The following is a 24629-nucleotide window of genomic DNA, read 5'->3' as shown; positions in this document are numbered from 1 at the left end:
CTTTCTATTCTTCGATAATCTTATTTTTCAGGACTCCAAGCCCTTCAATCTCAAGTTCAACTTCGTCACCCGGTCCAAGCCAGCGGTGGACCTCCGTGCCCAGTTCAAGAATACAGCCTGTTCCCACTGTGCCTGAACCGATCACCTCACCTGGATAAAGTGTTGTTCCAGCGGAAGCACGCTCAATCATTTGACCGAAGGAATAATACAGATCCTTCATATTTCCCCGGGACAATTCTCTGCCGTTCACTCTTGCAGTCATGTGCAGATCGTACCCATTTCCTGCTTTACGGGAATCCAATTCATCCTTCGTGACTAAGTATGGACCGAATGATGTAGCAAAGTCCTTCCCTTTTGCCGGTCCAAGTCCCACCTTCATTTCCTTCCTCTGGAGGTCGCGTGCGCTCCAGTCATTCATGATAAAAAAGCCAAAAATATACTGTTCGGCATTCTCTGCTTCAATATTGCTGCCTTCCTTACCGATTACACAGGCAATTTCGAGCTCATAATCAAGCCACTCGCATGCTTGCGGCCGTTTGATTTCATCTTCAGGCCCTTTGATGGCAAGGTGATTAGTGAAATAGAACACCGGTATTTCGTACCATTCAGGAATCATCTCAAGTCCCCGGTTCTCCCTGGCCGTTTTTACATGCTGCTCGAATGCGTAAAAATCGCGGACGCTCTTCGGATTCGGCACCGGTGCCCTTAAGCTGATCTCAGCAAGTGAATAGGCTCCATTATCAGAATCTAAAGAAGCTTGATTCAGTTTAATATATTCCATATATTTTTCATGGTCCTCAAGGAATGCCAGCATATTATCCGGCAACATTCCCTTCGACGCTTCATACATATCAACGGCTTCATTTCTTGAATTAATCCAGCCTGCACGGATTGAACCATCTTTTTTCAAAAACGTTATGAATTTCATGTCATCACCTAATTCCTTTGCAGCTCAAAGGTTTTGGAAAGCGGCAGTGTATAGGTTGCACCCGCCAGTCTGCCAACTGGATTCAATTTTTCCGAATTGATCCGGCCATTTTCATACAAATCATCATCGACATGCACATGGACGACTTTCCCGATCACAAGGCTTCCAGCACCCGCTTCGTCCTGCCCGAAATGGAGGACCTGATCCAGTTCACACTCAAGATGAACCTTGGATTCCATAACCCTTGGCGGTTTGACAGCCGCACTGACAGCCTTGGTCAGCCCTGATGCTTCAAACTCATCTATATCAGAAGAGAATTCTGTTGCACAATCATTCATTTGCCGGACGAATTCCTCACTTACAATATTGATGACAAACTGCTTTGTCGCCTCTATATTGTTCAATGTATCCTTCTTCGCGCCATCAGTCCCTCGCCTCATTGGGGAAAAACAAACCATCATAGGATTTGCACTGATTACTGTAAAAAAACTGAAGGGTGCCAGGTTTGTGTTTCCGCTCTCATCCTGACTGGAAACGAATGCAATCGGGCGAGGCAGCACAGAGCCCTGTAAAAGCTTATATGCGTCTCTCCATTCAAGACTGTCTGTTTTAATTTCCAAGGCTTACACCGCCCTTTCATGGAAAAGCTGGCCTACAATTTGGAGGATGAATTCATGATCCTCCCTGGTACCGAGGGTAATCCGGAATGCTTCTTTATAGTCAGGAACCTGCATTTGCCGGACAAGCACACCATTTTCCTTCAGTATCTGGATGACAGGCATTTTCGTATATGCGAACAGGAAATTGGATTGTGAAGGGAAACTTTCAATCTCTAACTCTTTTAACTTTTCACGGAGGAATTCTCTTTCTGCACTATTTTTCTCAGCACAGTTTTTAACGAATTCCTGATCTTCTATCGCTGCCATAGCTGCAGCCTGGGCAAGCTGGTTAACATTGAACACATCCCTGACTTTGTGAAGTTCCTTTGCTACGTCTTGATGCATAATGCCGTAGCCTACCCGCAAGCTCGCAAGACCATATATTTTCGAGAAGGTCCTGAGGATAACGAGGTTTTCATATTGTGTGAGCAATGGCATTGTATCCAGATAGTCCTCAGAATCTGTGTATTCAAAATAGGCTTCATCGATGATAATCAGGACATTTGAAGGTACATCTTCAATAAAGGAAAGCAATTCTTGTTTGCCTACAATCGTTCCCGTAGGATTGTTTGGATTGCAGACAAATACGAGTTTGGTTTTTTCTGTAATGACATCCTGCATCCCCTTAAGGTCATGCCGTCCCTCGATCATCGGTACACTGACAGCTTTTCCGCCTTCTATGAGCACATTGGTTTTGTAGCGAGGGAATGTCACTTCCGCCATAACGGCTTCATCATTTTTATTGATATACGCTCTCGTAAGCAGACGGATGATTTCCTCTGATCCATTCGAGACAAGAAAGTGTTGAGGAGACAACCCATAATGTGCGGAAAGTTTTTCAACGAGTCCTGAAGTCATTCCATCTGGATAAAAAGCCAAGTTTGCAGATGCTTGCATGATGGCTTCATGTACTTTCGGAGAAGTACCATAAACGTTTTCGTTATCAGATAACTTCCTTACAGTCTTGATCCGATACTGTTCCTTGATTTCCTCAATGGCCTGGCCGAGGGCATATGGAGTGATCCCTTCAAGTTCTGCTCTTGCTTTTACGTTCATATTCATCCCCCATTTTTTCCAAATCGCCTTTTATGACAAAAGGGAGCGATTCGCCCCCTTCCTTCCTGGCTTTTATAGGTTGCCGCGTCGTTCCTGCTCACGTTCGATTGATTCGAAAAGTGCCTTGAAGTTCCCTTCACCGAAGCCTCTTGCGCCTTTTCTTTGGATGACCTCAATGAAGAGAGTCGGGCGGTCAACTATTGGCTTTGTGAAAATTTGCAGCAAATAACCTTCATCATCACGGTCTACTAAAATACTAAGCTCTTTAAGCTTTTCAATTTCTTCGTCAATTTCTCCTACACGCTCAGATAGCATTTCATAATAGGAGTCTGGAGTGCTCAGGAACTCCACGCCATTTGCACGCAATTGTGCTACTGTACTGACAATGTCCTCTGTCAAAATTGCGAGATGCTGGACACCAGGTCCGTTATAGAATTCAAGGTATTCCTGAATCTGTGATTTACGCTTTCCTTCGGCCGGCTCATTGATCGGGAATTTAATGCGGCCGCCATTATGCATAACCTTGGACATTAGCGCTGAATACTCAGTCACAATATCCTTATCAGTGAAATGCTTCATTTCTTTGAAGCCCATGACATTTGCGTAATAGTTGACCCACTCTTCCATTCTCTCCACATTGCCGACTACGTGGTCGATGCCGATGAAGCCTGCGTCATTGACTGGAACAGTAGTTTCACTCTCAACAAAACCTGGCATAAAAAGACCTTTATAATCTTTTCGCTCAACTAGTGTATGGATTGTATCGCCGTATGTACCAATTACGGCCTTCTTCAAGACACCATTTTCGTCTGAAACCTCATGTGGCGGCTGAATCTCGATCGCACCACGGCTTACCGCTCCCTCGTATGCCTTCTGGACATCATCAACAGCAAGCGCAATATCCTTCACGCCATCGCCGTGGGTCTTGACAAATTGGGCCACACGAGATGAATCATTGTAAGATCCAGTAACAACGAGCCTGATTTTCCGCTGCTGCAGCACATAGGAAGCCGTTTCGCGGTTGCCAGTTTCAAGACCTGAATAAGCGACTACCTTAAAGCCAAAAGCTGTCTGAAAAAAATGCGCAGCCTGTTTTGCATTACCTACATATAGCTCCAAATAGTCAACATCCTGAACCGGAAAAAAATCCTCGGTTGTCTGGCCAGATACCATTACTTTTTCTTCCATTGTAAAACCTCCTGTTTAAATATTTATAATATTTAAAATTATTTTATAGTAACTCGATCTACTCTCTCAAGAGCGCGGTGTAAAGCTATAATGCTTTTATGTGGTGAAGGAAATGGTCTTTAAAAAGTTTCATATTATAAAAGAGTATCCACTAACAGTTAACGAACCCTTTAACAATTAGCTACTTAACACAGCCATTTCACCCTGGATAACTTATTACCCTTGCCTCCGATAAGTTGCATTTTAGTACCAGATGAATCCTGTTCAATCCCAGTTGGGCTAGTTGAAAGATTTTTATGTGGCGCCATGAACATCTTTTTACATCAACTCCAGCAGCATCATTTTTGGGTTTTCAATCAGCTGTGCGAAGCGGTTTGTAAAAGCTACTGCAGTTGCGCCGTCTGCTACCCTATGGTCAAACGCCATGGATAAATTCATGATGGAACGGATCGCAATTTCATCCTGGTCTGTCACTACTGGCCGTTTTTTTGTTTTATGGAAGGAAACGAGTGCTGTCTGCGGGTGCTGGATGATTGGAGTTGCACCAATGCTGCCGCCCAGCGGACCTACATTGCTGACTGTAAAAGTTCCCCCTGAAATATCCTTGACTGTAAGCTTGTCATTAAGTGCAAGTTTTGTAAGCCGCTTCATTTCCTCATGGATCTGCTTCAGATTCTTCCGCTCCACATTCCTGATCACCGGAACGATTAGTCCATCTGGAGTGTCAACGGCTATTCCAATATGGTGCTCACTCAGCAGCTGGATACGTTCATTTTCTTCATCAAGCCTTGCATTGAAGACTGGGAATTCTTTTAGCCCAATCGAAAGGGCTTTAATAAAGAAAGCAGTCGCAGAAATAGAACTTCCTGATGCCTTGATTTCTTCCCGCAAAGTGATTAACTGACTGACATCCACTTCCTCAAAATGTGTGCAATGAGGAATGGTATACAATGATTGAACCATCTTTTTGGCAATCTGCTTGCGGCGTCCGCGGAATGGCAAAGAACCGTGGGATATTGTGGCATCATTTATCTGCTTGGCTTCGGAACCACCTTTTGAACCGCTCGGAACCAGATCCTCGGAATCATGCACCGGAATATCTGCTGCCTTACCTTCAGAACCTGCTTCCGAAATCTTCGCAACCCTCTTTTCAGAACCCACTTCCGAAAGACTCGGAGCCCACTGTTTATAACCTGGTTGTGAAACCCGTGCAACCTGCTGTTCGGAACCGGCTTCCGAACCATTCGCAGCTTCACTATCTCTTAATCTTGCAAAAGCCAATACATCTTGATCGGTTATTCTCCCTGCAGGTCCCGTACCGGTAACCTCCATTATGTTTACACCATTTTCCCGTGCAATTTTCCTCGTGTAAGGAGAAGCGAGAATTCGGCCGAGCCTTACGCTCACACCAATGGGAACGATCGGCTCTGCATGTCTTTCCAGAATATTAACAGCCGCTTTAGCAGGCTCTGCTTCTGTATACGCACTGTCTCTTTCTTGTTGAAGCCCACCCGTTGTTCCTTGTGCAGCTTGCCCTTCCATAATCAATAGCGTCGTCCCCACTTTTACCGTTTGTCCCTGGTTCAACAACAATTCTTTAACCACACCGGAACAGGGCGCTGGAATTTCAGCGGTCATCTTGTCAGTCTGGACTTCTACCAACGGATCATCAGCCTTTACGACATCACCTGGCTTCACTAAATAACAATTTATATCCGCTTCAGTCATCCCTTCCCCAATGTCATGGAGTTTTACTTCAACCATCGGCACGCCTCCTAAAACTTCATCACTTTTTCGATTGCAGCTGCGACTCTTTTTGGGGTCGGCAGATAGTGATTTTCAAAACCAAAGTATGGAACTGGCGTATCATAGCCAGTGACTCTTTCTGCTGGGGCTTTCTGATATAGAAAGGCTTCATCATTAATCAATGAAATCAAATCGCTTCCTGTGCCCCCAGTTGCATGTGCTTCATGGACAATGACCGTTCGACCCGTTTTCTGAACTGATTCAATGACAAGATCCTTATCAATAGGGTACAGTGTCCGCAGATCGAGGAGCTCGCATTGAACTCCCTTATTTTTCATATCCTCAACAGCCTTCATTGCCACCGGCACCATTGCCCCCCAGGCAATTACCGTCACATCATCGCCTTCGGTCAGCTTTTTGCCTTTGCCAATTTCAACGGTATACTTTCCTTCTGGAACTTCATCCCGTGAAGAACGGTAACTCCTCATTGGTTCCAGAAACAGGACAGGGTCAGGGTCTTCAATAGCGGCAATCATCAAACCTTTTGCGTCATAGGCATTGGAAGGGCAAACAACCTTTATTCCCGGCATATGGGTGAAAAGTGATTCAGTACTGTCACAATGAATTTCCGGTGCTCGCACGCCTGCACCATAAGGAGCACGGATCACCATAGGGACGGTAAAATGGCCCATGGTTCTCATCCGCAGCCTTGAAGCGTGTGTCATGATTTGTTCATAGGCTGGGTAGATGAAGCCAAGGAACTGGATTTCTACCACTGGTCGGAAACCATTCACTGCCATTCCAATAGCTGCACCTACAAAACCCGCTTCACTTAATGGAGTATCTATGACCCGGTTTTCTCCATGCTTCTCCTGAAGACCATCCGTTGCACGGAATACTCCTCCGTTTTTACCAATATCCTCACCAAGGAGAATGACCTCCTTGCTTTCTCCAAGCATCGTATCAAGACCATCTGTTATCGCCTGGACCAGTGTCAAGGTCTTAGTCTGCAGCGCTGTTTCCATCAAGCCTCACCCCCGAGCAGTTCAAAATACTCCCGCTTTTGCTTCTCGATTGTCCAAGTAGGCTTCTCGAAGACATAATCAAAGATTACTGCCGGGTCTGCTGCAGGGAAACTTTCCATTTCCTTGACTGCTGCATCAACCTCTTTTGCAGCTTGTTCTTCCATTTCTTTCGCCCATGTCTCATCAAACAATCCTTCATTTTTCAGCCACCGCTCCAGCCTGAGCAGCGGGTCTGTCTCCATCCTTTTTAACGCGCTTTCATTCTGGTCACGGTATTTTGAAGCATCATCTGCTGTTGTATGTGAACCATATCTCCAGGTCATTGCTTCAATCAATGTTGGCCCCTCACCAGTCCGGGCACGTTCAAGTGCCTTTTCGGTTTCAACAAACACAGCAAAAACATCGTTGCCATCAACCCTTACACCCGGAATATCGTAGGCAATTGCTTTTTGGGCAATCGTGGCAGAATTCATCTGCTTGCTGATTGGCACTGATATCGCATACTGGTTATTCTGGCAGACATACACAACAGGAGATTTAAAAACGCTGGCAAAATTCAACCCTTCATGAAAATCCCCTTCCGAAGTTGCTCCATCACCGAAATAACAAATGGCCGCATTTTTTGTTCCTTTTTGCTTTTCAGCGAATGCTGCTCCTGCTGCATGGGGGATTTGGGTTGCGATCGGTATGGCCGGCGGGAATATCTTTTTCCCGTTAGGCGGGACACAGCCTTCGTTCCGCCCGTTCCAAAACAACAGGATGTTTCTCAGCGAATGACCGAACACCATCGCCGCACCATGATCTCGATAGGTAGGGAACATCCAGTCATCACTATTTAGTGCTAAAGCTGTTCCAACCTGGGATGCTTCCTGTCCTTCGAATGGAGCGTATGTCCCGATCCGCCCCTGCCGCTGAAGACTGACTGATTTCCTGTCCAGCGTACGGATCCTAACTATTTCCGCATAAAACTTCTTCACTCGATCTTCGGTAACCAAATTCTTATGTTCCTCGGACACAATGTTTCCGTTTTGGTCCATCACTTGAAAAATCGGAAAATCCTTATCCATCGGCTCACCCTTTTTTTAGAATAGCTGTATTATTAAATCAAAATTCATGATCATTAAAGGTTGGATATTCCCTAAAAATCTGTGATTCTATTACATCCTGACAGCCCACTTCGGCCGCTTCATATGCGAAAAGAAGCTGTTTCTCCGTGTTCTCGCTTCAATCCGGTTTTCGCAAAATTTATTCGCTGCTTCAACTGTCGTGATTCCATCCCTTTCAGCCTGGTTATATACATTCAAAAGAGAATTATAGATTGCTTTTGTCTTTTTCAGGACTCGCTCTTTATTAGGAGAGTAGAGCTCATCCGCAACCTGGATTAAACCGCCGGCATTGACAATATAATCCGGCGCATACAGAATCCCTTTTTCCTGAAGTGCATATCCATGGCGTACTTCCTTCAGCTGATTGTTAGCAGAACCAACAACTGCTTTAACCTGCAGTTGAGGAATTGTGTCATCGTTGATGATTCCTCCCATTGCACATGGAATAAAAATATCTGCTGGCTGGGAATAAATTTCATCACTGCTTACAATCTTGATTCCAGCACCCATTACCTTCGCTTTCTGAACAATTTGGTCAATCGCTTTTTGATTGATATCTGTTACATACAAATCTCCACCATTTTCAAGGAGATACTCTGCTACCTTATAGCCTACCTTGCCCAGACCCTGGATAGCATAGGATTTTCCTGATAAATCATCTGTGTCCCAGACAGCTTTGCTTGTTGCCTGCAGCCCAAAGATGACGCCCTGGGCAGTCGGCACGGAAGAATCACCGCTTCCGCCATATACTTCATCCACGCCAACGATGCAATTCGTTTCCTTTAGGGCATGGACAAAATCCTCGGGATCGGTTCCCATGTCAGTACCTGTATAAAAACGGCCCTGGATCGACTCGACAAACTGGCCGAAAGCCCTGAATAATTCCGGACTCTTATCTTTTGTTGAATCACCGATAATGACTGCTTTTCCTCCACCGAAATCTACATCGGCAGCTGCACATTTATAGGTCATGCCTTTTGATAGCCGTAATACATCTTCAAGTGCATCATCCACTGTTTTATAGGGATACATGCGGCAGCCGCCAAGGGCCGGCCCCAATCGTGTACTATGAATCGCGATAATTGCCTTTAATCCTGTCGCTTCATCATTACAGAACACCACCTGCTCGTGTTCACGAATTTGTTCAAACATATCCATTTTTCTTTCCCCCTTTATTCCGTTAAACCATGTTAGCGCTTACATTTTTGCGCAAAAAAATTTTAGCTGCCTAATATTTCAGTTATCTTTGCCTTTGGAAGGACTACTTGCTTAACTTCCCCTACACCAACTAACCTTCCCTTGCTTTCTGCCCTCACATTGGTCAGGATCGTATTCCCCTGGAGGTCAGTGACAGTTGCGGTAATGACCACTTCTGCTCCTTCAATACATGGAGCAACATGTTTAACAGTTACTGCACCACCCATTCCTTCCTCATCTTCTTCTAAAAATGGAAGTATAATTTGTCTCGACACCCATTCCATGTGATAAACCATAGAAACCGTGGAGTATACTGGATGGACGAGTTTTCCTTCAAAGCGGGCAAACATATCTGGTGTAACAATGACTTCGATGGAGGCCGTTTGCCCAGCTTTTAAGCCATCTCGCATTATATCCCACCTTTCCAAGTTGCAAATATGTATAACGTTTATTTAACGTTATCATAACATTTCGTTAAATAAATGGTCAATAAATTGTAAGAAATTTTGATATTTTCTCAAAAATAATTTTGGTATAATATTTAATTCTTTTTTCGAGAAAAAAAATAAACCAGCTATTAAGCTGGTTTATTTTTTAGCTGAGCAATGCCCTGTCACTAGCCATCTTCGTTCCGCGGATACGCTGGAACTCATTCAGCAAGTCTTCGATTGTCAGCTTCGCTTTTTGATCCTCATTGACCTCTAGGATGATCTGCCCTTTGTCCATCATGATCAGCCTGTTGCCAAGATCCAGTGCCTGTTGCATATTGTGAGTTACCATCAGAGTTGTAAGATGGTATTTATCAACAATTTCCTTTGTCAAATTGGTGATAAGCTCTGCCCGTGCCGGATCAAGTGCTGCAGTATGCTCATCCAAAAGGAGGATCGATGGCTCGGTGAAAGTGGCCATTAGCAAGGATAAGGCCTGGCGCTCCCCGCCTGACAGCATTCCGACTTTGGCATTCAAACGGTTCTCAAGGCCCAGGTGCAGGGATTCTAACACTTCCTTAAAAAGCTCGCGGCGTTTCTTAGTGACTCCACGTGCAAGCGTCCGCCGCTTGTTCCTCGAAAAGGCGATAGCTAGATTTTCCTCGATAGTCATGCTCGGAGCGGTGCCGGCCATCGGATCCTGAAATACACGGCCAATCATTTTAGAGCGGTTGTACTCGGACATATAGGTAACATCCTTTCCATCCAGTTCCACCCTTCCGTGGTCAGGAAGCATAACACCGGAAATGATATTCATCAAAGTAGACTTCCCGGCGCCGTTACTTCCGATCACAGTAACAAAGTCTCCCTTTTTTAAGGTGAGATTGATATTATCCAGAGCTATTTTTTCATCTGGAGTGCCTTCGTTAAAAACCCTATGAATCTGATTTAAGTGCAGCACCAGCCTCACCCTTTCCTTCAGAAGCAACAGCTACCATTTGCAGGTTATCAAGCTGTCTTTTGACCTTCCGCTTTTTCTCTTTGTAGCTCTCTAGCATCTTAGGAGCCGTGAGAGCCAGAATGACAATCACCGCAGTTATCAGCTTCATGTCACCTGGTTCAAGGAACTCAACTCTTAGCGCCAGAGTGACGACGATACGGTAAATGATCGAACCGCCAATTACAGCAAGAGTTGTCCTGGCAATTGATTTTGTTCCAAATAGCGCTTCACCGATAATCACTGAAGCAAGCCCAATGATGATCATACCGATTCCCATGCCGACATCAGCGAAACCACCCTGCTGGGCAATCAATGCTCCTGAAAATGCTACCATCGCATTAGAAAGACCGAGACCAAGTATAATCATCAGATTTGTATTGGAAGAAAAGCTGCGTATCATCCTTTTGTTATCTCCAGTAGCCCTGATTGCAAGTCCGACTTCTGTTTTCAAAAATGCGTCTGTAAGGAATTTTATCGCAAGAGCCACAATAATCATGAACAGCAGAATACCCCATGTCCGCGGAAGGCTGTCTCCCAACCCTACAGCTGTCAGCAAACCATTCATAAATCCATCGATGCCAGTTTTTTCAAAAAAGTCCCGTACAGAAGTCATTGCGGTATCAGTGTTCAGAAGCGGAACATTCGATTTGCCCATTATTCTAAGATTGATAGAATACAAGGCAATCATCATCAGGATACCTGATAATAGAGCATTGACTTTACCGACAGTGTGGATCAAGCCTGTCATGCAGCCTGCAATAAATCCTGCAGCAAGTGCCACCAATGTAGCGGCAAATGGATTAGAGCCATTTACAATCATAATCGCGGCAACCGCAGCTCCCGTTACGAAACTGCCGTCCACCGTTAAATCTGGAAAATCAAGTACCCGAAAGGATAAGTAAACGCCCAGAGCCATAATTGCATAAATTATGCCCGACTCAAATGCTCCAAATATTGATGTAAACAAGTTGAATCATCCTTTCCTTTATTCTTCGTAAAACTCTGCGCTGTCGCCCCATTCTTCCTTAACTTCAACACCTTGTGCTTCGGCAGCTTTTTTATTGATCGTCAATGTCAAAGATTTTGGAAGTTCTACAGGAATATCAGAAGCTTTTTTGTCGCCTGATAAAATTTGTGCAGCCATAATGCCAGACTGATAACCAATGTCATAGTAGTTAAATCCGCTGGCAGCAACAGCCCCGCGCTTCATTGAATCAAGCTCGCCAACAAACAATGGGATCTTCTTGCCGTTTGCTACAGAGATAACAGATTCAAGAGCAGATACTACTGTGTTGTCAGTTGGTACGTAGATGGCGTCAACACGGCCTACAAGTGATTCAGCTGCCTGCTTAACTTCAGCAGATGTTGAAATCGAAGCTTGAACCACTTTTGCTCCATTTGCTTCTGCAAGCTTCTTCACTTCCTTAAGCTGGACCTCAGAGTTCTGTTCTCCAGCGTTGTAGATGACGCCAATTTTCTTGGCTCCAATTTCATTGGTCATGAAATCGATAGTCTTTTTCGTAGCATCAGGATGATTATCTGTAGTGCCGGTGATGTTGTCTCCCGGTTTATCAAATGCTTCGACTAGGCCAGCTCCAACAGGGTCTGTTACAGATGTGAAAATAATTGGAATATCCTTTGTGGCATTAAGAGCCGCAACAGCGCTTGGTGTCGCATTGGCAAAGATCAGGTCAACCTTGTCACCAACGAAGTTGTTCGCAATCGTTGCTGTATTGTTCATATCAGCTTGTGCGTTCTGGAAGTCATATGTAACATTTTCTCCCTCTTTGAAGCCTTTTTCCTCAAGAGCTTTTTTGAATCCTTCTGTGGCAGCATCAAGAGATGGATGCTCCGCAAATTGGGTCAAACCGATTTTGTACTTTTCTTTTTCTGTTGATCCATTCGATGTTTCCTTTCCCCCACAGCCAGCCATCAACAATGCGCTAGCAAGAACAAGAGAAATAGCTTTCATTGATTTTTTCATGTTAATCCCCCTTGATTTTTTTATAAACCGGCATCAATCTATGTAGTTTTATACTTGTAGACAGCCGGAACGCCCCTGTACTACTTTTAACCTGGCACTTTATGAAAGCGATTCCAAAAAGTATGATATTTACTATAGACACCGTAAATATAACGTTATATTAACACCAGCCTAAAACAGTGTCAATAATATTCCGAAAATTTAGTATGTTGAGATTTCAATTGATTTCCCCCTTGTTCTTTTGCTGTGCTTGAAATTATTCTCGGAGAATAATAAAGTTCTTTTGGATACTTTACCGCTTTTATGCATAAAAGTAAATAACTTTTTGATTATTTTTTTCTGATTTGTCTAAATTTTTTTATTTAAAATAAAAACATGCTCCATAATTGAAGCATGCGTTGTAAATTTATAATATCGTTTCTGCTATCCTAAGCCGTTCCTTCGCTTGAATAACCATCCGATCCAGCAACTCTTTTACAGTTGGTATGTCAGATATTAGCCCTGATACCTGGCCGCCATTCATGAAACCACTTTCTTCGTTCCCTTCAAGCGCTCCTTTTTTATGTAAATCCTCCGTTGTCAGCTTTGCAAACTCTTCGGATGTAATTCCTTTCTTTTCCGCTTCCAGCAGCTTTCCAGCATAAGGAGTATTCAGCAGTCTTCTAATTTTTCCAACGGACCTGCCAACAATAACTGTCTCGTGATCGTTTGCCTGCAATAGCTTTTGTTTATAAACCTCATGAAATGGAGCTTCCTTTGTTGCGATAAATCTGGTTCCCATTTGAACACCGCATGCACCAAGTGCTAACATGGCAGCTAGTCCTTTTCCGTCTCCAATTCCGCCTGCCGCCACTACAGGGATGTTAACCTGGCCCACAATCTGCGGAATAAGGGCCAAAGTCGTGGTTTCCAGGTTAGAATTGATTCCGGCTGCTTCATATCCTTCTGCCACTAAAATATCTGCTCCTGCTGCTTCTGCCTTTTTGGCTTGTTTAACAGATGCTACAACGGTAATGATTTTAATGCCTGCCTCTTTTAGCTTTGGAATGAAAGGAGCAGGATTTCCAGCTGACAAAGTTACTATCTTCACACCGTGTTTGACAGTCAATCTAAGAATTTCTACCACATTCGGTGAAACACTTAAGGCAATATTCACCGAAAAAGGCATCTTCGTCCGAGATTTTGTTTCAAGAATAATTTGTTCAACTTCTTCAGCAGGCATTGTACCGGCACCAATTGTCCCTAATCCGCCAGCCTCAGAAACCGCAGCTGTCAAAACAGCATTACTAATATTCCCCATCCCCCCCTGGATGATTGGATATTTTATGCCCAGAACAGATGTGATTCCATTCACAAAAATTCCCCCTTCGTAATATTAATGTTATACTAATTTTAAAATTAAGACAATTGAGAAAAGGAGAGGGAAAAGTGATTTTATCATATTCAGGGAAAAAGCCAGCACTCCATGAAACTGTTTTCAAGGCACCGGGAAGTTATATCATTGGTGACGTTAGAATTGGAAAAGATTCAAGCGTCTGGTTCAATGCAGTGCTTCGCGGTGATGAAGATTCGATTACAATTGGAGAAGGATGCAGTATCCAGGATAATGTAACTTGCCACCTTTTTGAAGGTTCGCCTTTGGTCATTGAAGATGAGGTGACTGTAGGCCACAACGCGATCCTTCATGGCTGTACGATCAGGAAAAGATGCATTATTGGAATGGGCTCAACAATCCTGGACGGCGCCGAAATCGGGGAAGAGTGCATTATTGGCGCAAACACCTTGATTCCTGCAGGCAAAAAGATTCCGCCCCGCTCTCTTGTGGTAGGTGCGCCAGGCAAAATGATTCGGGAAATCGGTGAAAAAGATTTAGAGCTAATCCAGCTTTCAATCGATACATACGTCCAAAAGGGAAGGGAATACCGGGAAGCCCTTAAGGATATGGAATAATCAAAAGCCTGGCATATGCCAGGCTTCTCTTTAAATTCTTATTAAACCCATTTAACGATATCATCAAGCGGCCTTCTTGTTTTGGGTTTTGGTTCATTCACACGGTAGCCGAAGGCACACATGACCGAAATGCCAAAATGTCCATCTTCAAGCAATCCCTCTTCTTGAAGCAGTTTGTTCATACTTTCAATATTAAAGCCTTCAATCGGGCATGAATCAATCCCGATTTGAGCTGCAGCCGTCATCATATTCGCAAGTGCTATGTATGTTTGTCTGCAAGCCCAATCAAAAAGCGGCCGCTCCCCTTCGAGCAATTTAAAATCGGACTTCTGGAATTCCTCTATACGTTTAAGGTAATTAGCCATAAAATCCTCAGGCATCTTCTTCTTGTTTTTGAAATGATCCTGCAGATACTCAGAGTCATATTTTGTGTCCAACTTAGTCCTTGCAAGGATCACAACAAAATGGCTTGCTTCAGGGAGCTTACCGTAAGCACCCCATGCAGTGTTCTTTATTTTTTCACGAAGACCTTCACTCTGGACTACAAGGAAACGCCAGGGTTCAAAGCCAAAGGAGCTAGGCGACAACTGCCCTGTCTCCAGGATAAAACGAAAGTCCTCCTCCGGGATTTGCTTGTTCGGGTCAAATTCCTTTGTCGCATGCCTAAACTGGAACGCATCAAGGATTTCCTGTTTCAATGTCTCTTTATCACGCATCAATATCTTCCCCTTCCTAACCTCATTTTTTATTAACTTACCATATTTCTACCTGAAAATTCTATTAAAACGGAATACCTCGACAACTCTTTTGATTTAGCCGGCGGAAATTTACTGGTTACAGGTGAACGCGGCTAGTGACTTTTGACTTCTTTTCCCCTTCTCCTGCTCAACCGGTCCAAGCTTACACCATCTTTGGACAGCTTTTCTGCATTCTCTTTCAACCTGGCCAAACTTCGACATAATTTGGACAGCTTTTCTGCTTCTCCCGCGGCAACCTGTCTAAACTTCTTCCTGTTTTGGATAGGGTTTGTGTATTCCTCTCTCTACCTGTCCAAACTTGTACAGTGTAAATGGAACCTTATGGAGTCAGGCCCAGCTACATAAGGGTGCCGTTCGTGGTTAAATGGGGTCTTATGACGTCAAACCCTGACACATAAGGGTGCCGTTCGTGGTTAAATGGGGTCTTATGTGGTCAAATCCAGCTACATAAGGGTGCCGTTCATGGTTAAATGGGGTCTTATGTAGTCAAACCCTGACACATAAGGGTGCCGTTCGTGGTTTAATGGAGTCTTATGTAGTCAAATCCAGCTACATAAGGGTGCCGTTCGTGGTTAAATGGAGTCTTATGTAGTCAAATCCAGACACATAAGGGTGCCGTTCGTGGTTAAATGGAGTCTTATGACGTCAAACCCAGCTACATAAGGGTGCCGTTCGTGGTTAAATGGAGTCTTATGACATCAACCCTGACACATAAGGGTGCCGTTCATGGTTAAATGGGGTCTTATGACGTCAAACCCTGACACATAAGGGTGCCGTTCGTGGTTTAATGGAGTCTTATGTGGTCAAATCCAGACACATAAGGGTGCCGTTCATGGTTAAATGGGGTCTTATGTAGTCAAATCCAGACACATAAGGGTGCCGTTCGTGGTTTAATGGAGTCTTATGACGTCAAGCCCAGCTACATAAGGGGGCCGTTCATGGTTAAACGGAGTCTTATGTAGTCAAACCCTGACACATAAGGGTGCCGTTCGTGGTTTAATGGAGTCTTATGACGTCAAACCCAGCTACATAAGGGTGCCGTTCGTGGTTAAATGGGGTCTTATGTAGTCAAATCCAGCTACATAAGGGTGCCGTTCGTGGTTAAATGGGGTCTTATGATGTCAAACCGATACACATAAGGGTGCCGTTCGTAGTTAAAGGGGGTCTTATGTAGTCAAATCCAGACACATAAGGGTGCCGTTCGTGGTTAAATGGGGTCTCATGTAGTCAAACCCAGCTACATAAGGGTTCCGTTCGTGGTTAAATGGAGTCTTATGACGTCAAATCCTGACACATAAGGGTGCCGTTCGTGGTTAAATGATACCCTTATGAATCCAATCCCGCCCATATGAGGGTGCCATACAGGGTTAAATGGACCCTTATGAAGAAACTTTGGACAGCTTTTCTGCTTCTCCAGCTTAACCTGTCTAAGCTTCTTCCTGCTTTGGACAGCTTTCCCGATTTTCCTTCCAGAACTGTCCAAACTACCCGTGATTCAGAAATCCTTAACCCTACTCTTCACCATATATTTTCCATTCCCCCTAAAAATATTAAAACCATCCTCAGCGGCTGAGGATGGTTTATAGCTAATCCAATATATACGGATGATCCATTACATTATAGTCGACATCTTTATGCTTGATTTCATTGCCTTCTTTAAAAACCGATTCAAAGAAACGGGAGGCTGGTTCTGCGAGTTCTTTATAGTACTCGCTGAAAAGTGATGCTGCATGGCTGCCGAGCCACTTTTCAGGCAGCAGCTCTTCAGGGAGTCCAGGATCAAAGAAGAGAAATTTGCGGTATTCATGTACCAGCTTCGTCCGTTCAACGAAGCATTCCGCGTCAGACATGCTCCCCTTTTGGATTTTGTTTTTATCGATGATATATTTCTGGCTGTATTCACTGATAAAATCCTGGTATTTTGTGTTTATTTCAACAAGGTCCCAGCTTTTTTCGACCAAGCGCTTGTTTTCGTGCGGCCCTTTGTACTCTGCAACAAAAAAATCAACATATTGTTCAATTTCGTATTTGTCAATCAGATCCTTGACCTGTCTTTCCAGGTTGTTAGCTGAGATCCAAAAGCTGTTTGACATTGAACCGAAGCCGCTCCAAATCAATTCCTTGCGCAGCTCGTCACGCACATTGCGAATTTCCTCCGGGATGGTATACATAAGGATTCTCCATTTGCCGTCCCATTCTTCGGGTTTCAATTTGAAGATACGCTTACCAGCCTCGTCAATCCTTTTCTGGCCACGCGGTGTGAGAGAATAATAGCTTTTGTTTCCTATCTTTTCAGCCTGTACCCAACCTTGCTTGTTCATCCTTGAAATTGCAGCTCTTACAGACTGATCATTGTGTCCAAATTCATTCAGGAGCCTGATCAGGCTGCCAATCCAAATCTTGCTTCCATAATGGGAAATATAGTCGCCGTATAAGGTAAAAATCATTGATCGTGTATTCAAGCCTCTGTCATCCTCATTTGTTTTTGATTGTCGTTATAAAACCGTTATAAAACATTTTACAGTATTATCATTATTTTGCAAAAATAATTTGCTTAAAAGGAAAAAACCATAGGGATTTTTCCCTATGGATTACTGCGATGTAAAAACAGGTTTGCGCTTTTCACTGAATGCGTTCAATGCTTCGACACGGTCTTTTGTTGGGATTGTTACCTCATACGCTTTCGATTCAATAGCCAGACCAGTCTGCAGGTCTGTACTGCTGCCATGCTGGATCGCATACTTCGCCTGTCTAACCGCGATTGGTGCATTCTGGAGAATTTCCTCCGCAAGCTCCTTGCACGCAGCCATGACATTCTCTATTGATTCCACTCTTGTCAGGATTCCAAGTTCAAATGCTTTTTCTGCAGAAATTTTACGAGCGGTTAAAATCAATTCCTTTGCTTTCATTTCACCAATCAGCCTTGAAAGACGCTGTGTTCCCCCCGCTCCAGGAATAATGCCCCAGCTCACCTCGGTCATGCCCATCAATGCACTGTCGGCCGCTATTTTAAAATCGCAGGCCAGCATCAATTCGAATCCCCCTCCAAAAGCGAATCCGTTTACGGCTGCAATTGTTGGCTGTGGAAGTTCCGCAACCGCACTGAACACATCACGGATTTTTTTCACATTTCGGCGTACTTCTGCGTCGGTAAGGTGCTTCCTTTCCTTCAAATCCGCCCCGGCACTGAATGCTTTATCTCCAGCGCCGGTAAAAATGACCACTCTTACATCCGTATCCGTATGAAGTGTATCTACAAGTTCACCAAGTTCCGTCAGTGTTTCATAATTGAAGCAATTTAAGGATTCTGGACGGTCGATTGTAATATATGCGATATGCCGTTCTTTCTGGAATTTGATATTGTTCATTTATTTCTCTCCTATATTCTCGATAATCGTCGCGATTCCCTGCCCCACGCCGACACACATCGTCGCAAGTCCATATTTAGAATCACGCTTTTTCATTTCATATAAAAGGGTCGTCAAAATCCTGGCTCCGCTTGCTCCGAGCGGATGTCCAAACGCAATTGCCCCGCCATTGACATTCACTTTAGACTGATCCAGCCCCAACTCCCGTATGCAGCCTAGAGACTGAGCAGCGAATGCTTCGTTCAACTCAATAAGGTCCATATCTGCAATAGATAAACCCGCACGTTTCAATGCTTTCTGCACTGCATAAACCGGTCCCATACCCATGATGGATGGCTCAAGACCAGCAGTGGCGGATACGATATATTTGGCCAATGGCTTCAGTCCCAGCTCTTCAGCTTTTTCACGGCTCATCAACAGAAGTGCAGACGCCCCGTCATTCACTCCAGAAGCATTGCCTGCTGTTACCGTACCATCTTTGAATAAAGGTTTTAGTTTTGATAATTTCTCAATTGTCGTACCTGGACGAGGATGTTCGTCCGTGTCAATGATTGTTTTGTTGCCCTTTTTATCCTCATAAACAACAGGGACAATTTCATTTTCAAACTTTCCTGCCTCTATCGCCTGTTGGGCTCGCAGCTGGCTTTCTGCAGCGAACTCGTCCTGTACTTCTCTTGAGATGCCATACTTTTTCGCTACATTCTCGGCTGTTTCCGGCATACTGTCGGTGCCATACATTTCCTTCAGCTTTCCGTTCACAAAACGCCAGCCAATTGTTGTATCGAACATCTCCATATTTCCGCGCGGAAAATCCTTTTCAGGCTTTGCCATCACCAGTGGTGCCCTGGTCATGCTTTCTGTCCCGCCTGCAATGAAGATATCACCTTCACCGGCTATGATTGCTCTTGCAGCATAGTTGACCGCATCCAGGCCAGAACCGCACAGCCGATTGATCGTTGTCCCGGCAACCTCTACTGGCAGACCAGCCAACAAACCAGACATCCTGGCAACATTCCGATTATCTTCTCCAGCCTGGTTGGCATTTCCAAGGACCACTTCTTCAATATTGGATACCGGCACGTCCTGGTTTCGCTCAACCAACGCCTTGATGACAATTGCACCTAAATCATCCGGACGGATATGACGGAGACTGCCATTGTATCTTCCTATCGGGGTCCTTACTGCATCAACGATTACAACTTCTCTCATCACCATTCCCCTTTACTTTGTAGTCACCGATTCCCTATAGTCATATACACCGCGCCCAGTCTTCCTGCCAAGGCGCCCAGCTTTTACATATTGCTCTAGTAATGGGGCCGGACGGTATTTTTCTCCCAGCTTCTCATAAAGGTACCTCAGATTGTTAAGGCGAGTATCCAGACCCACGAGATCTCCTAGCTCGAACGGGCCCATAGGGTAATTGAGTCCAAGCTTAATAGCCTTGTCGATTTCCTCAGGTGAACCCAACCCTTCCTGCAGCATGTAAAATGCTTCGTTCCCTACAAGTGCGCTGATCCGGCTTGTCACGAAGCCAGGGAACTCATTGACTACAACAGTTTCCTTGCCCATTTGGATGGCAGCCTGCTGAATCGCTTCGGCCGTTTCATTGCTCGTTTCAAGTCCTCGGATGATCTCAACGAGCGGCATTTTGTGCACCGGGTTAAAGAAGTGCATCGCGATGACCCTTTCAGGTCGCTTTGTAAAAGAAGCAATTTCTGTCGGACTCATTGTTGATGTATTGGTCGCAAACAGGCAGGCTGCCGGCGCATGCTGGTCGATCACTTCAAAAATGGTCTTCTTGATGTCTATTTTTTCAGGCACCGCTTCAATGATCAGATCAGCATCCTTTACGTTCTCAGCGAGAAAGTTTGAATATGTTAATCTAGCTTTTGCCGATTCTGCTTCGTCGGCGGTAATTTTACTTCGGGAAATCCCTTTTTCAAAAATGCTGTTAATTTCCTGTTCCGCCTTATATAGTTGTTTTTCATCAACATCGATCAGTACTGTATTAAATCCGCCCAGACAGCTAACATAGGCAATGCCTCTGCCCATGACGCCTGAACCGATGACAACGAGTTTCTTCATTATATATCCTCCTGTACCTAAAGAAGAGTGCAAGCGCCTTGATCAGCCACAAGGGGGCTGAGGCTGTGTACATTTCCTTTAGGAAATTAAAATTCACTTACTATTTTAAAACTGAAAGGCGAGCACCCGAATAGAGGAGTGCTCGCCTCATTTTTACACGTTAAACGGGTTTAGCGGGCGGCTGCCGTAGTAAGAGACGATACTCTTTGTTTCTGTATATAAATCAAGTGTTTCGATGCTGAGTTCTCGTCCGAACCCGGATTGCTTATAACCGCCAAACGGAGTGCCAGGGAAGGCCGAGAATGGGCAGTTAATCATGACGATGCCTGCCTGGATTAGCTTGGAAACCCTTGTTGCGCGTCCGTAATCTTTTGTCCAGATGGCTGACCCCAGGCCATATTCGCTGTCATTTGCCAGTTTGACTGCTTCCTTTTCATCTTTGAACTTCATGACGACAACAACCGGTCCAAAGATTTCTTCTTTTACAGCCTTCATGCTGTGACTCGTTTCTGCAATGATTGTTGGCTCATACCAATAGCCATTTTCATAGCCTTCGAGATTAGCAGTTTTTCCGCCTGTTAAAACTTTCGCTCCGTCTTCAACAGCTGATTTCACATAGCCATCAATTACATTCAATTGATCTTCGCTGATGACAGCGCCTACATGCGTTTCTTTATCAAAAGGATTTCCGAGCTTCAGCTGTTTGGTTTTCGCAACGAATTTCTCAATAAACTCATCATATACATCCTCATGGACATAAAGTCGTGAACGTGCTTCACACGATTGGCCAGTATTATAGAAGATCCCAAATAGAGAACCATCAACTGCGGCATCAAGATCTGCATCGTTGAACACGATGCTCGGAGATTTTCCGCCAAGTTCAAGTGTTACACGCTTTAAAGTCTGCGATGCTCTTGCCATGATATCTTTTCCAATTGGAGTGGATCCTGTGAAAGCGACCTTGTCGACTTTCTCATGCTCAACGAGGTAGTTTCCGACAACAGAACCTGACCCTGGAATGACGTTGACTACGCCTTCCGGAACTCCAGCTTCGATACAGATTTCACCAAGGACAATGGCTGTAAGTGGTGTCAAAGATGCTGGTTTTACTACAACTGAACATCCGACTGCAATTGCCGGAGCAACCTTCCATGCTGCCATCATCAAAGGATAATTCCAAGGGATAATTTGGGCGCAAACACCTACTGGCTCTTTTTCGGTGATATTCTGGAATGCGCCAGGCATGCTGTTAACAGCACCTCGGTGGCTGACAATAGCACCTGCGTAAAACTCGAAATCTTCAATCGCCTGCATCACCTGACCCTGAGCCGCAGCAAGAGATTTCCCAGTATCAAGAATCTCCAATTCCACTAATTCATTAAAACGAGAGCGCATAATGGATGCGATTTTATTAAGAGTCCGTGAACGCTTGTTCACAGGGAAGTGGCGCCATTTACCGAAGTCGAAGGCATTTCTCGCAGCTTGTACGGCAAGTTCTGCATCTTCCTTTGAAGCCTTGGCTACTGTTGCGATTTCTTCCCCTGTAGCAGGATTATAGACTTTGTACGTCTCGCCATTCGCGCTGTCCTGTCGACCTCCATTAATGATTAGCTGATATGTCTCGCGTTTTACCGCCATTGATTCGAATTTTTGTTCTTTTACTGTTGTCACGCGTAACATCTCCTTTGAGTGGTTTTTCGTTATTCTCCCTTGAAAACTGGCTTTCTTTTTTCCATGAATGCCTGGACGCCTTCCTTATGGTCGGCTGTCTGTCCGGCAATTCGCTGGCTCTGGGCATCTTTTTCAAGATAATCCTCAAGATTAGAATGCCAGCTTGCTTTCAGATTCCTTTTTATTAGCCCGATTGCCTTTGTTGGCATACTGGCGAGCCTTTGTGCAAAAGCAGCAACTTTTTCTTCCCAGTTATCCAATGAGTAAACCTCGGTAACAAGGCCAAGCTCCTTCGCTTTTTCTGCGGGTATTTTTTCCCCAAAAACAGCCAGCTCCATTGCTTTTGCATGACCGATCAGGCGCGGAAGGTAATAAAGGTTTCCAGCATCAGGCACCAGGCCGACATGGATAAAAGCTTCGACAAAGCTTGCTTTCTCCGAGGCAACCCGGAAATCGCAGGCCAGGGCAAGGCTCATTCCTGCTCCTGCCGCCACTCCATTGACTGCCGCAATTACAGGCTTTTCACAACGTTCCAGCTCAAGGAGCATTGGATTATAACGTTTTCGGAGCACTTCTCCGTGATCCATAGCTTCGGAAACACCAGCCAAATCCTCTCCAGAGGAAAAGGCCCTTCCCGCACCAGTTATCAGCAGTGCCCTGACTGCCTTATCCCTTGAAGCGGTTTTGATGGCGGACTGGATCTCACTGTTCAATTGCTCTGTGAAGGCATTCAATTTATCAGGGCGGTTCAGGGTGATGTAGGCTACCTGATTCCGCACTTCATACAAAACGGTTTCAAACACAGCTATGTACCCCCTTATTTCCCTTTGAAGTGAGGCTTCCGTTTTTCCTTGAAAGCCCTCATGCCTTCCTTCTGATCTTCTGTGGCAAAGAGCATGTAAAAGTTCTTTCGTTCGTATTGCATGCCTTCGTATAAAGGATAATCGACCGCTTTCAAGACAGATTCCTTGATCAGCCTTACTGCTATTGGGGCCTGCTTTGCGATTGAATTTGCGAATTTAAAGGTTTCTTCCATCAGGACTTCCTCTGCAAACGTCGAGTTGATAATTCCATATTGCAAAGCCTCTTTTGCTGAAATGCGCTTACCGCTAAGGATCCATTCCATCGCTTTCGTCTTGCCGACAAGCTTGGTCAGGCGCTGTGTCCCTCCCGCCCCCGGCATGACACCAAGATTGACTTCCGGGAAGCCGAACTCAGCATTTTCAGAAGCAAACAGCATATCGCAGCATAGTGCCAGTTCAAATGCACCGCCAAGGGCGAATCCATGGACTGCTCCAATTACCGGCTTTTTAATCCAGGCTAATCGATCCCAGTCCGTAAATTGATTCATTGTTTCCATGCTGATTGCATCTGCTTCCATCATTTCATCGATGTCTGCACCCGCTGCAAATGCTCTGCCTTTTCCAGCAAGGACAATGACCTTGATTTCTGGATCATTGTCGTATGCCTCCATTGCCGAAAGTACTTCTGAAACCATCTGTCTGTTCAGGGCGTTAAGAACCTTCGGACGGTTGAGCTCGATCAGTCCGACTTCCCCTTTCACAGTTGTTTCAATGACTTCGTAGTTACTCATTAACTTCTTCACCGATCATCATCGTGACCAGATCACCCGCAAAGCTCATGACATCTTTACCGGAAGCCTTGCCTTCTGCAGATTTCATGCCAGCCTTCAGTGCTTCATGATCGTCATAATACATTTCGCACATCAAATAATATTTGCCTTCCCCACCCATTGGGCTGCCGACGATACGTGTAACTTCCATTTTACGAAGGCCCGGGATCTTGGCAGTCAGCGGAGCGTGAGTTTCAAAATAATGCTTGTCAAATGCCTCTTTGTCCTGTGGATGCTTGTAAATCGCGATTAGTTTTACCATTAAAACTCTCTCCTTTTATCATTGAAATTTTTTAATACCAAAGTGAATATATGCTTGGACTCTTGAAGCTATTAATCAATTGAAATGACATTTCCATGTCACATCAATGTTGATACTGGTTTCATGGCCTCAAAAGGATTTTTGCAAGCCTTGCAATATAAAATACTGCGGCATGCGGTTGGGCCAAAGAGATTTTCCATTGTTGTATATGTTGAACCACAGTACGGACAGTCTGCCTGCCACTCGCCTGTTTCCGCAATGTGTCTCGGAGGCGGGGCGATGCCGAATTCTTTAAGTTTTTCCCTGCCAGTCTCACTAACACGGTCGGAAGTCCATGGCGGGTGGAAAATGAATTCAACCTCAACCTTTTCGACTCCGTGAATAGCGGATACCGCATTAACAACATTTTTTTTGATGATATCCAGCGCCGGGCATCCCATGAATGTCGGCAAAAGCTTGATAAAGACTGCCCCCGGCAAAACTTCAAGCTCTTCTACCATCCCAAGTTCGATAATTGAGACACTATCGATTTCTGGATCCTTTACAGTTTGCAGTGCCTCGTAAACTTTATCTCTCAGCACTAAG

General features: G+C 44.7%; 24 protein-coding genes. 1 reads left to right on the top strand and 23 read right to left on the bottom strand.

The genetic code is table 11. From position 1 onward, the window contains the following. Positions 1-4: 4 nt before the first annotated feature. The 13 genes from B5X77_RS13835 to B5X77_RS13775 all read right to left on the bottom strand — a co-directional run bounded on the left by B5X77_RS13835 (position 5) and on the right by B5X77_RS13775 (position 13671). Positions 5-928, bottom strand: a complete 924-nt coding sequence (locus tag B5X77_RS13835) for a fumarylacetoacetate hydrolase family protein (RefSeq protein WP_079508568.1) — start codon at positions 926-928, stop codon at positions 5-7. A gap of 8 nt (positions 929-936) precedes the next feature. Beyond that, the gene (locus tag B5X77_RS13830; RefSeq protein WP_079508567.1) at positions 937-1548 is read right to left on the bottom strand and encodes a flavin reductase family protein; all 612 of its coding nucleotides are present in this window, start codon (positions 1546-1548) and stop codon (positions 937-939) included. 3 nt (positions 1549-1551) lie between these two features. Then, on the bottom strand, positions 1552-2643 hold the full coding sequence (gene hisC, locus B5X77_RS13825) for a histidinol-phosphate transaminase (protein WP_257391809.1): 1092 nt from the start codon (positions 2641-2643) through the stop codon (positions 1552-1554). A gap of 72 nt (positions 2644-2715) precedes the next feature. Continuing rightward, complete coding sequence (gene hppD / locus B5X77_RS13820; RefSeq protein ID WP_079508565.1) at positions 2716-3831, bottom strand: 4-hydroxyphenylpyruvate dioxygenase; 1116 nt, start codon at positions 3829-3831, stop codon at positions 2716-2718. Positions 3832-4149: 318 nt separating this feature from the next. Beyond that, positions 4150-5595 (bottom strand): dihydrolipoamide acetyltransferase family protein, encoded by a 1446-nt coding sequence (locus B5X77_RS13815; RefSeq protein ID WP_079508564.1) that lies wholly within the window; start codon positions 5593-5595, stop codon positions 4150-4152. A gap of 11 nt (positions 5596-5606) precedes the next feature. Beyond that, positions 5607-6602, bottom strand: coding sequence for an alpha-ketoacid dehydrogenase subunit beta (locus B5X77_RS13810; RefSeq protein WP_079508563.1), 996 nt, complete (start codon positions 6600-6602; stop codon positions 5607-5609). After that, positions 6602-7669 (bottom strand): pyruvate dehydrogenase (acetyl-transferring) E1 component subunit alpha, encoded by a 1068-nt coding sequence (pdhA, locus tag B5X77_RS13805; RefSeq protein WP_079508562.1) that lies wholly within the window; start codon positions 7667-7669, stop codon positions 6602-6604. Before pdhA ends, B5X77_RS13810 begins: the two co-directional genes overlap by 1 nt. A 90-nt stretch (positions 7670-7759) precedes the next feature. Next, complete coding sequence (locus tag B5X77_RS13800) at positions 7760-8866, bottom strand: Leu/Phe/Val dehydrogenase (RefSeq protein WP_079508561.1); 1107 nt, start codon at positions 8864-8866, stop codon at positions 7760-7762. Positions 8867-8928: 62 nt separating this feature from the next. Further along, on the bottom strand, positions 8929-9315 hold the full coding sequence (locus tag B5X77_RS13795; RefSeq protein WP_079508560.1) for a thioesterase family protein: 387 nt from the start codon (positions 9313-9315) through the stop codon (positions 8929-8931). A 184-nt stretch (positions 9316-9499) separates the two neighbouring features. Then, positions 9500-10294, bottom strand: coding sequence for an ABC transporter ATP-binding protein (locus B5X77_RS13790; protein WP_079508559.1), 795 nt, complete (start codon positions 10292-10294; stop codon positions 9500-9502). Then, positions 10269-11300 (bottom strand): ABC transporter permease, encoded by a 1032-nt coding sequence (locus B5X77_RS13785; protein ID WP_079508558.1) that lies wholly within the window; start codon positions 11298-11300, stop codon positions 10269-10271. Before B5X77_RS13785 ends, B5X77_RS13790 begins: the two co-directional genes overlap by 26 nt. Positions 11301-11318: 18 nt before the next feature. Further along, the gene (locus tag B5X77_RS13780; RefSeq protein WP_079508557.1) at positions 11319-12317 is read right to left on the bottom strand and encodes an ABC transporter substrate-binding protein; all 999 of its coding nucleotides are present in this window, start codon (positions 12315-12317) and stop codon (positions 11319-11321) included. A gap of 406 nt (positions 12318-12723) precedes the next feature. Then, complete coding sequence (locus B5X77_RS13775) at positions 12724-13671, bottom strand: NAD(P)H-dependent flavin oxidoreductase (RefSeq protein ID WP_079508556.1); 948 nt, start codon at positions 13669-13671, stop codon at positions 12724-12726. A 74-nt stretch (positions 13672-13745) separates the two neighbouring features. Here B5X77_RS13775 and B5X77_RS13770 point away from each other — a divergent pair, with 74 nt between their 5' ends. Next, positions 13746-14267, top strand: coding sequence for a gamma carbonic anhydrase family protein (locus tag B5X77_RS13770; protein ID WP_079508555.1), 522 nt, complete (start codon positions 13746-13748; stop codon positions 14265-14267). Positions 14268-14308: 41 nt separating this feature from the next. Here the strand turns inward: B5X77_RS13770 and B5X77_RS13765 are convergent, their stop codons facing one another. The 10 genes from B5X77_RS13765 to paaD form a co-directional block, all read right to left on the bottom strand. Continuing rightward, positions 14309-14983 (bottom strand): NAD(P)H-dependent oxidoreductase, encoded by a 675-nt coding sequence (locus B5X77_RS13765; protein WP_079508554.1) that lies wholly within the window; start codon positions 14981-14983, stop codon positions 14309-14311. Between the two features lie 1628 nt (positions 14984-16611). Next, positions 16612-17487, bottom strand: a complete 876-nt coding sequence (paaX, locus tag B5X77_RS13755; RefSeq protein ID WP_079508552.1) for a phenylacetic acid degradation operon negative regulatory protein PaaX — start codon at positions 17485-17487, stop codon at positions 16612-16614. A 129-nt stretch (positions 17488-17616) separates the two neighbouring features. Beyond that, positions 17617-18393: an enoyl-CoA hydratase-related protein gene (locus B5X77_RS13750; protein WP_079508551.1), complete on the bottom strand. Its 777-nt coding sequence runs from the start codon at positions 18391-18393 to the stop codon at positions 17617-17619. Beyond that, complete coding sequence (gene pcaF, locus B5X77_RS13745; protein WP_079508550.1) at positions 18394-19602, bottom strand: 3-oxoadipyl-CoA thiolase; 1209 nt, start codon at positions 19600-19602, stop codon at positions 18394-18396. A 12-nt stretch (positions 19603-19614) separates the two neighbouring features. Further along, positions 19615-20478, bottom strand: a complete 864-nt coding sequence (locus B5X77_RS13740) for a 3-hydroxyacyl-CoA dehydrogenase (RefSeq protein WP_079508549.1) — start codon at positions 20476-20478, stop codon at positions 19615-19617. Positions 20479-20631: 153 nt separating this feature from the next. Continuing rightward, a complete protein-coding gene (locus B5X77_RS13735) occupies positions 20632-22149 on the bottom strand; it encodes an aldehyde dehydrogenase family protein (protein ID WP_079508548.1) in 1518 nt (505 codons plus the stop codon). Between the two features lie 29 nt (positions 22150-22178). Continuing rightward, on the bottom strand, positions 22179-22952 hold the full coding sequence (locus B5X77_RS13730; protein WP_079508547.1) for an enoyl-CoA hydratase-related protein: 774 nt from the start codon (positions 22950-22952) through the stop codon (positions 22179-22181). Between the two features lie 14 nt (positions 22953-22966). After that, positions 22967-23743, bottom strand: coding sequence for an enoyl-CoA hydratase-related protein (locus tag B5X77_RS13725; protein WP_079508546.1), 777 nt, complete (start codon positions 23741-23743; stop codon positions 22967-22969). Next, positions 23736-24044: an EthD family reductase gene (locus B5X77_RS13720; RefSeq protein ID WP_041966625.1), complete on the bottom strand. Its 309-nt coding sequence runs from the start codon at positions 24042-24044 to the stop codon at positions 23736-23738. The genes B5X77_RS13725 and B5X77_RS13720 overlap by 8 nt, the downstream gene beginning before the upstream one ends. A 98-nt stretch (positions 24045-24142) precedes the next feature. Further along, positions 24143-24625 (bottom strand): 1,2-phenylacetyl-CoA epoxidase subunit PaaD, encoded by a 483-nt coding sequence (gene paaD / locus B5X77_RS13715; protein ID WP_079508545.1) that lies wholly within the window; start codon positions 24623-24625, stop codon positions 24143-24145. Between the last annotated feature and the right edge of the window lie 4 nt (positions 24626-24629).

Origin of the sequence: Mesobacillus jeotgali (genome assembly GCF_900166585.1) — a bacterium.
GTDB lineage: Bacteria > Bacillota > Bacilli > Bacillales > Cytobacillaceae > Mesobacillus > Mesobacillus jeotgali_A.
This window is presented reverse-complemented; position numbering and strand designations above follow the sequence as displayed.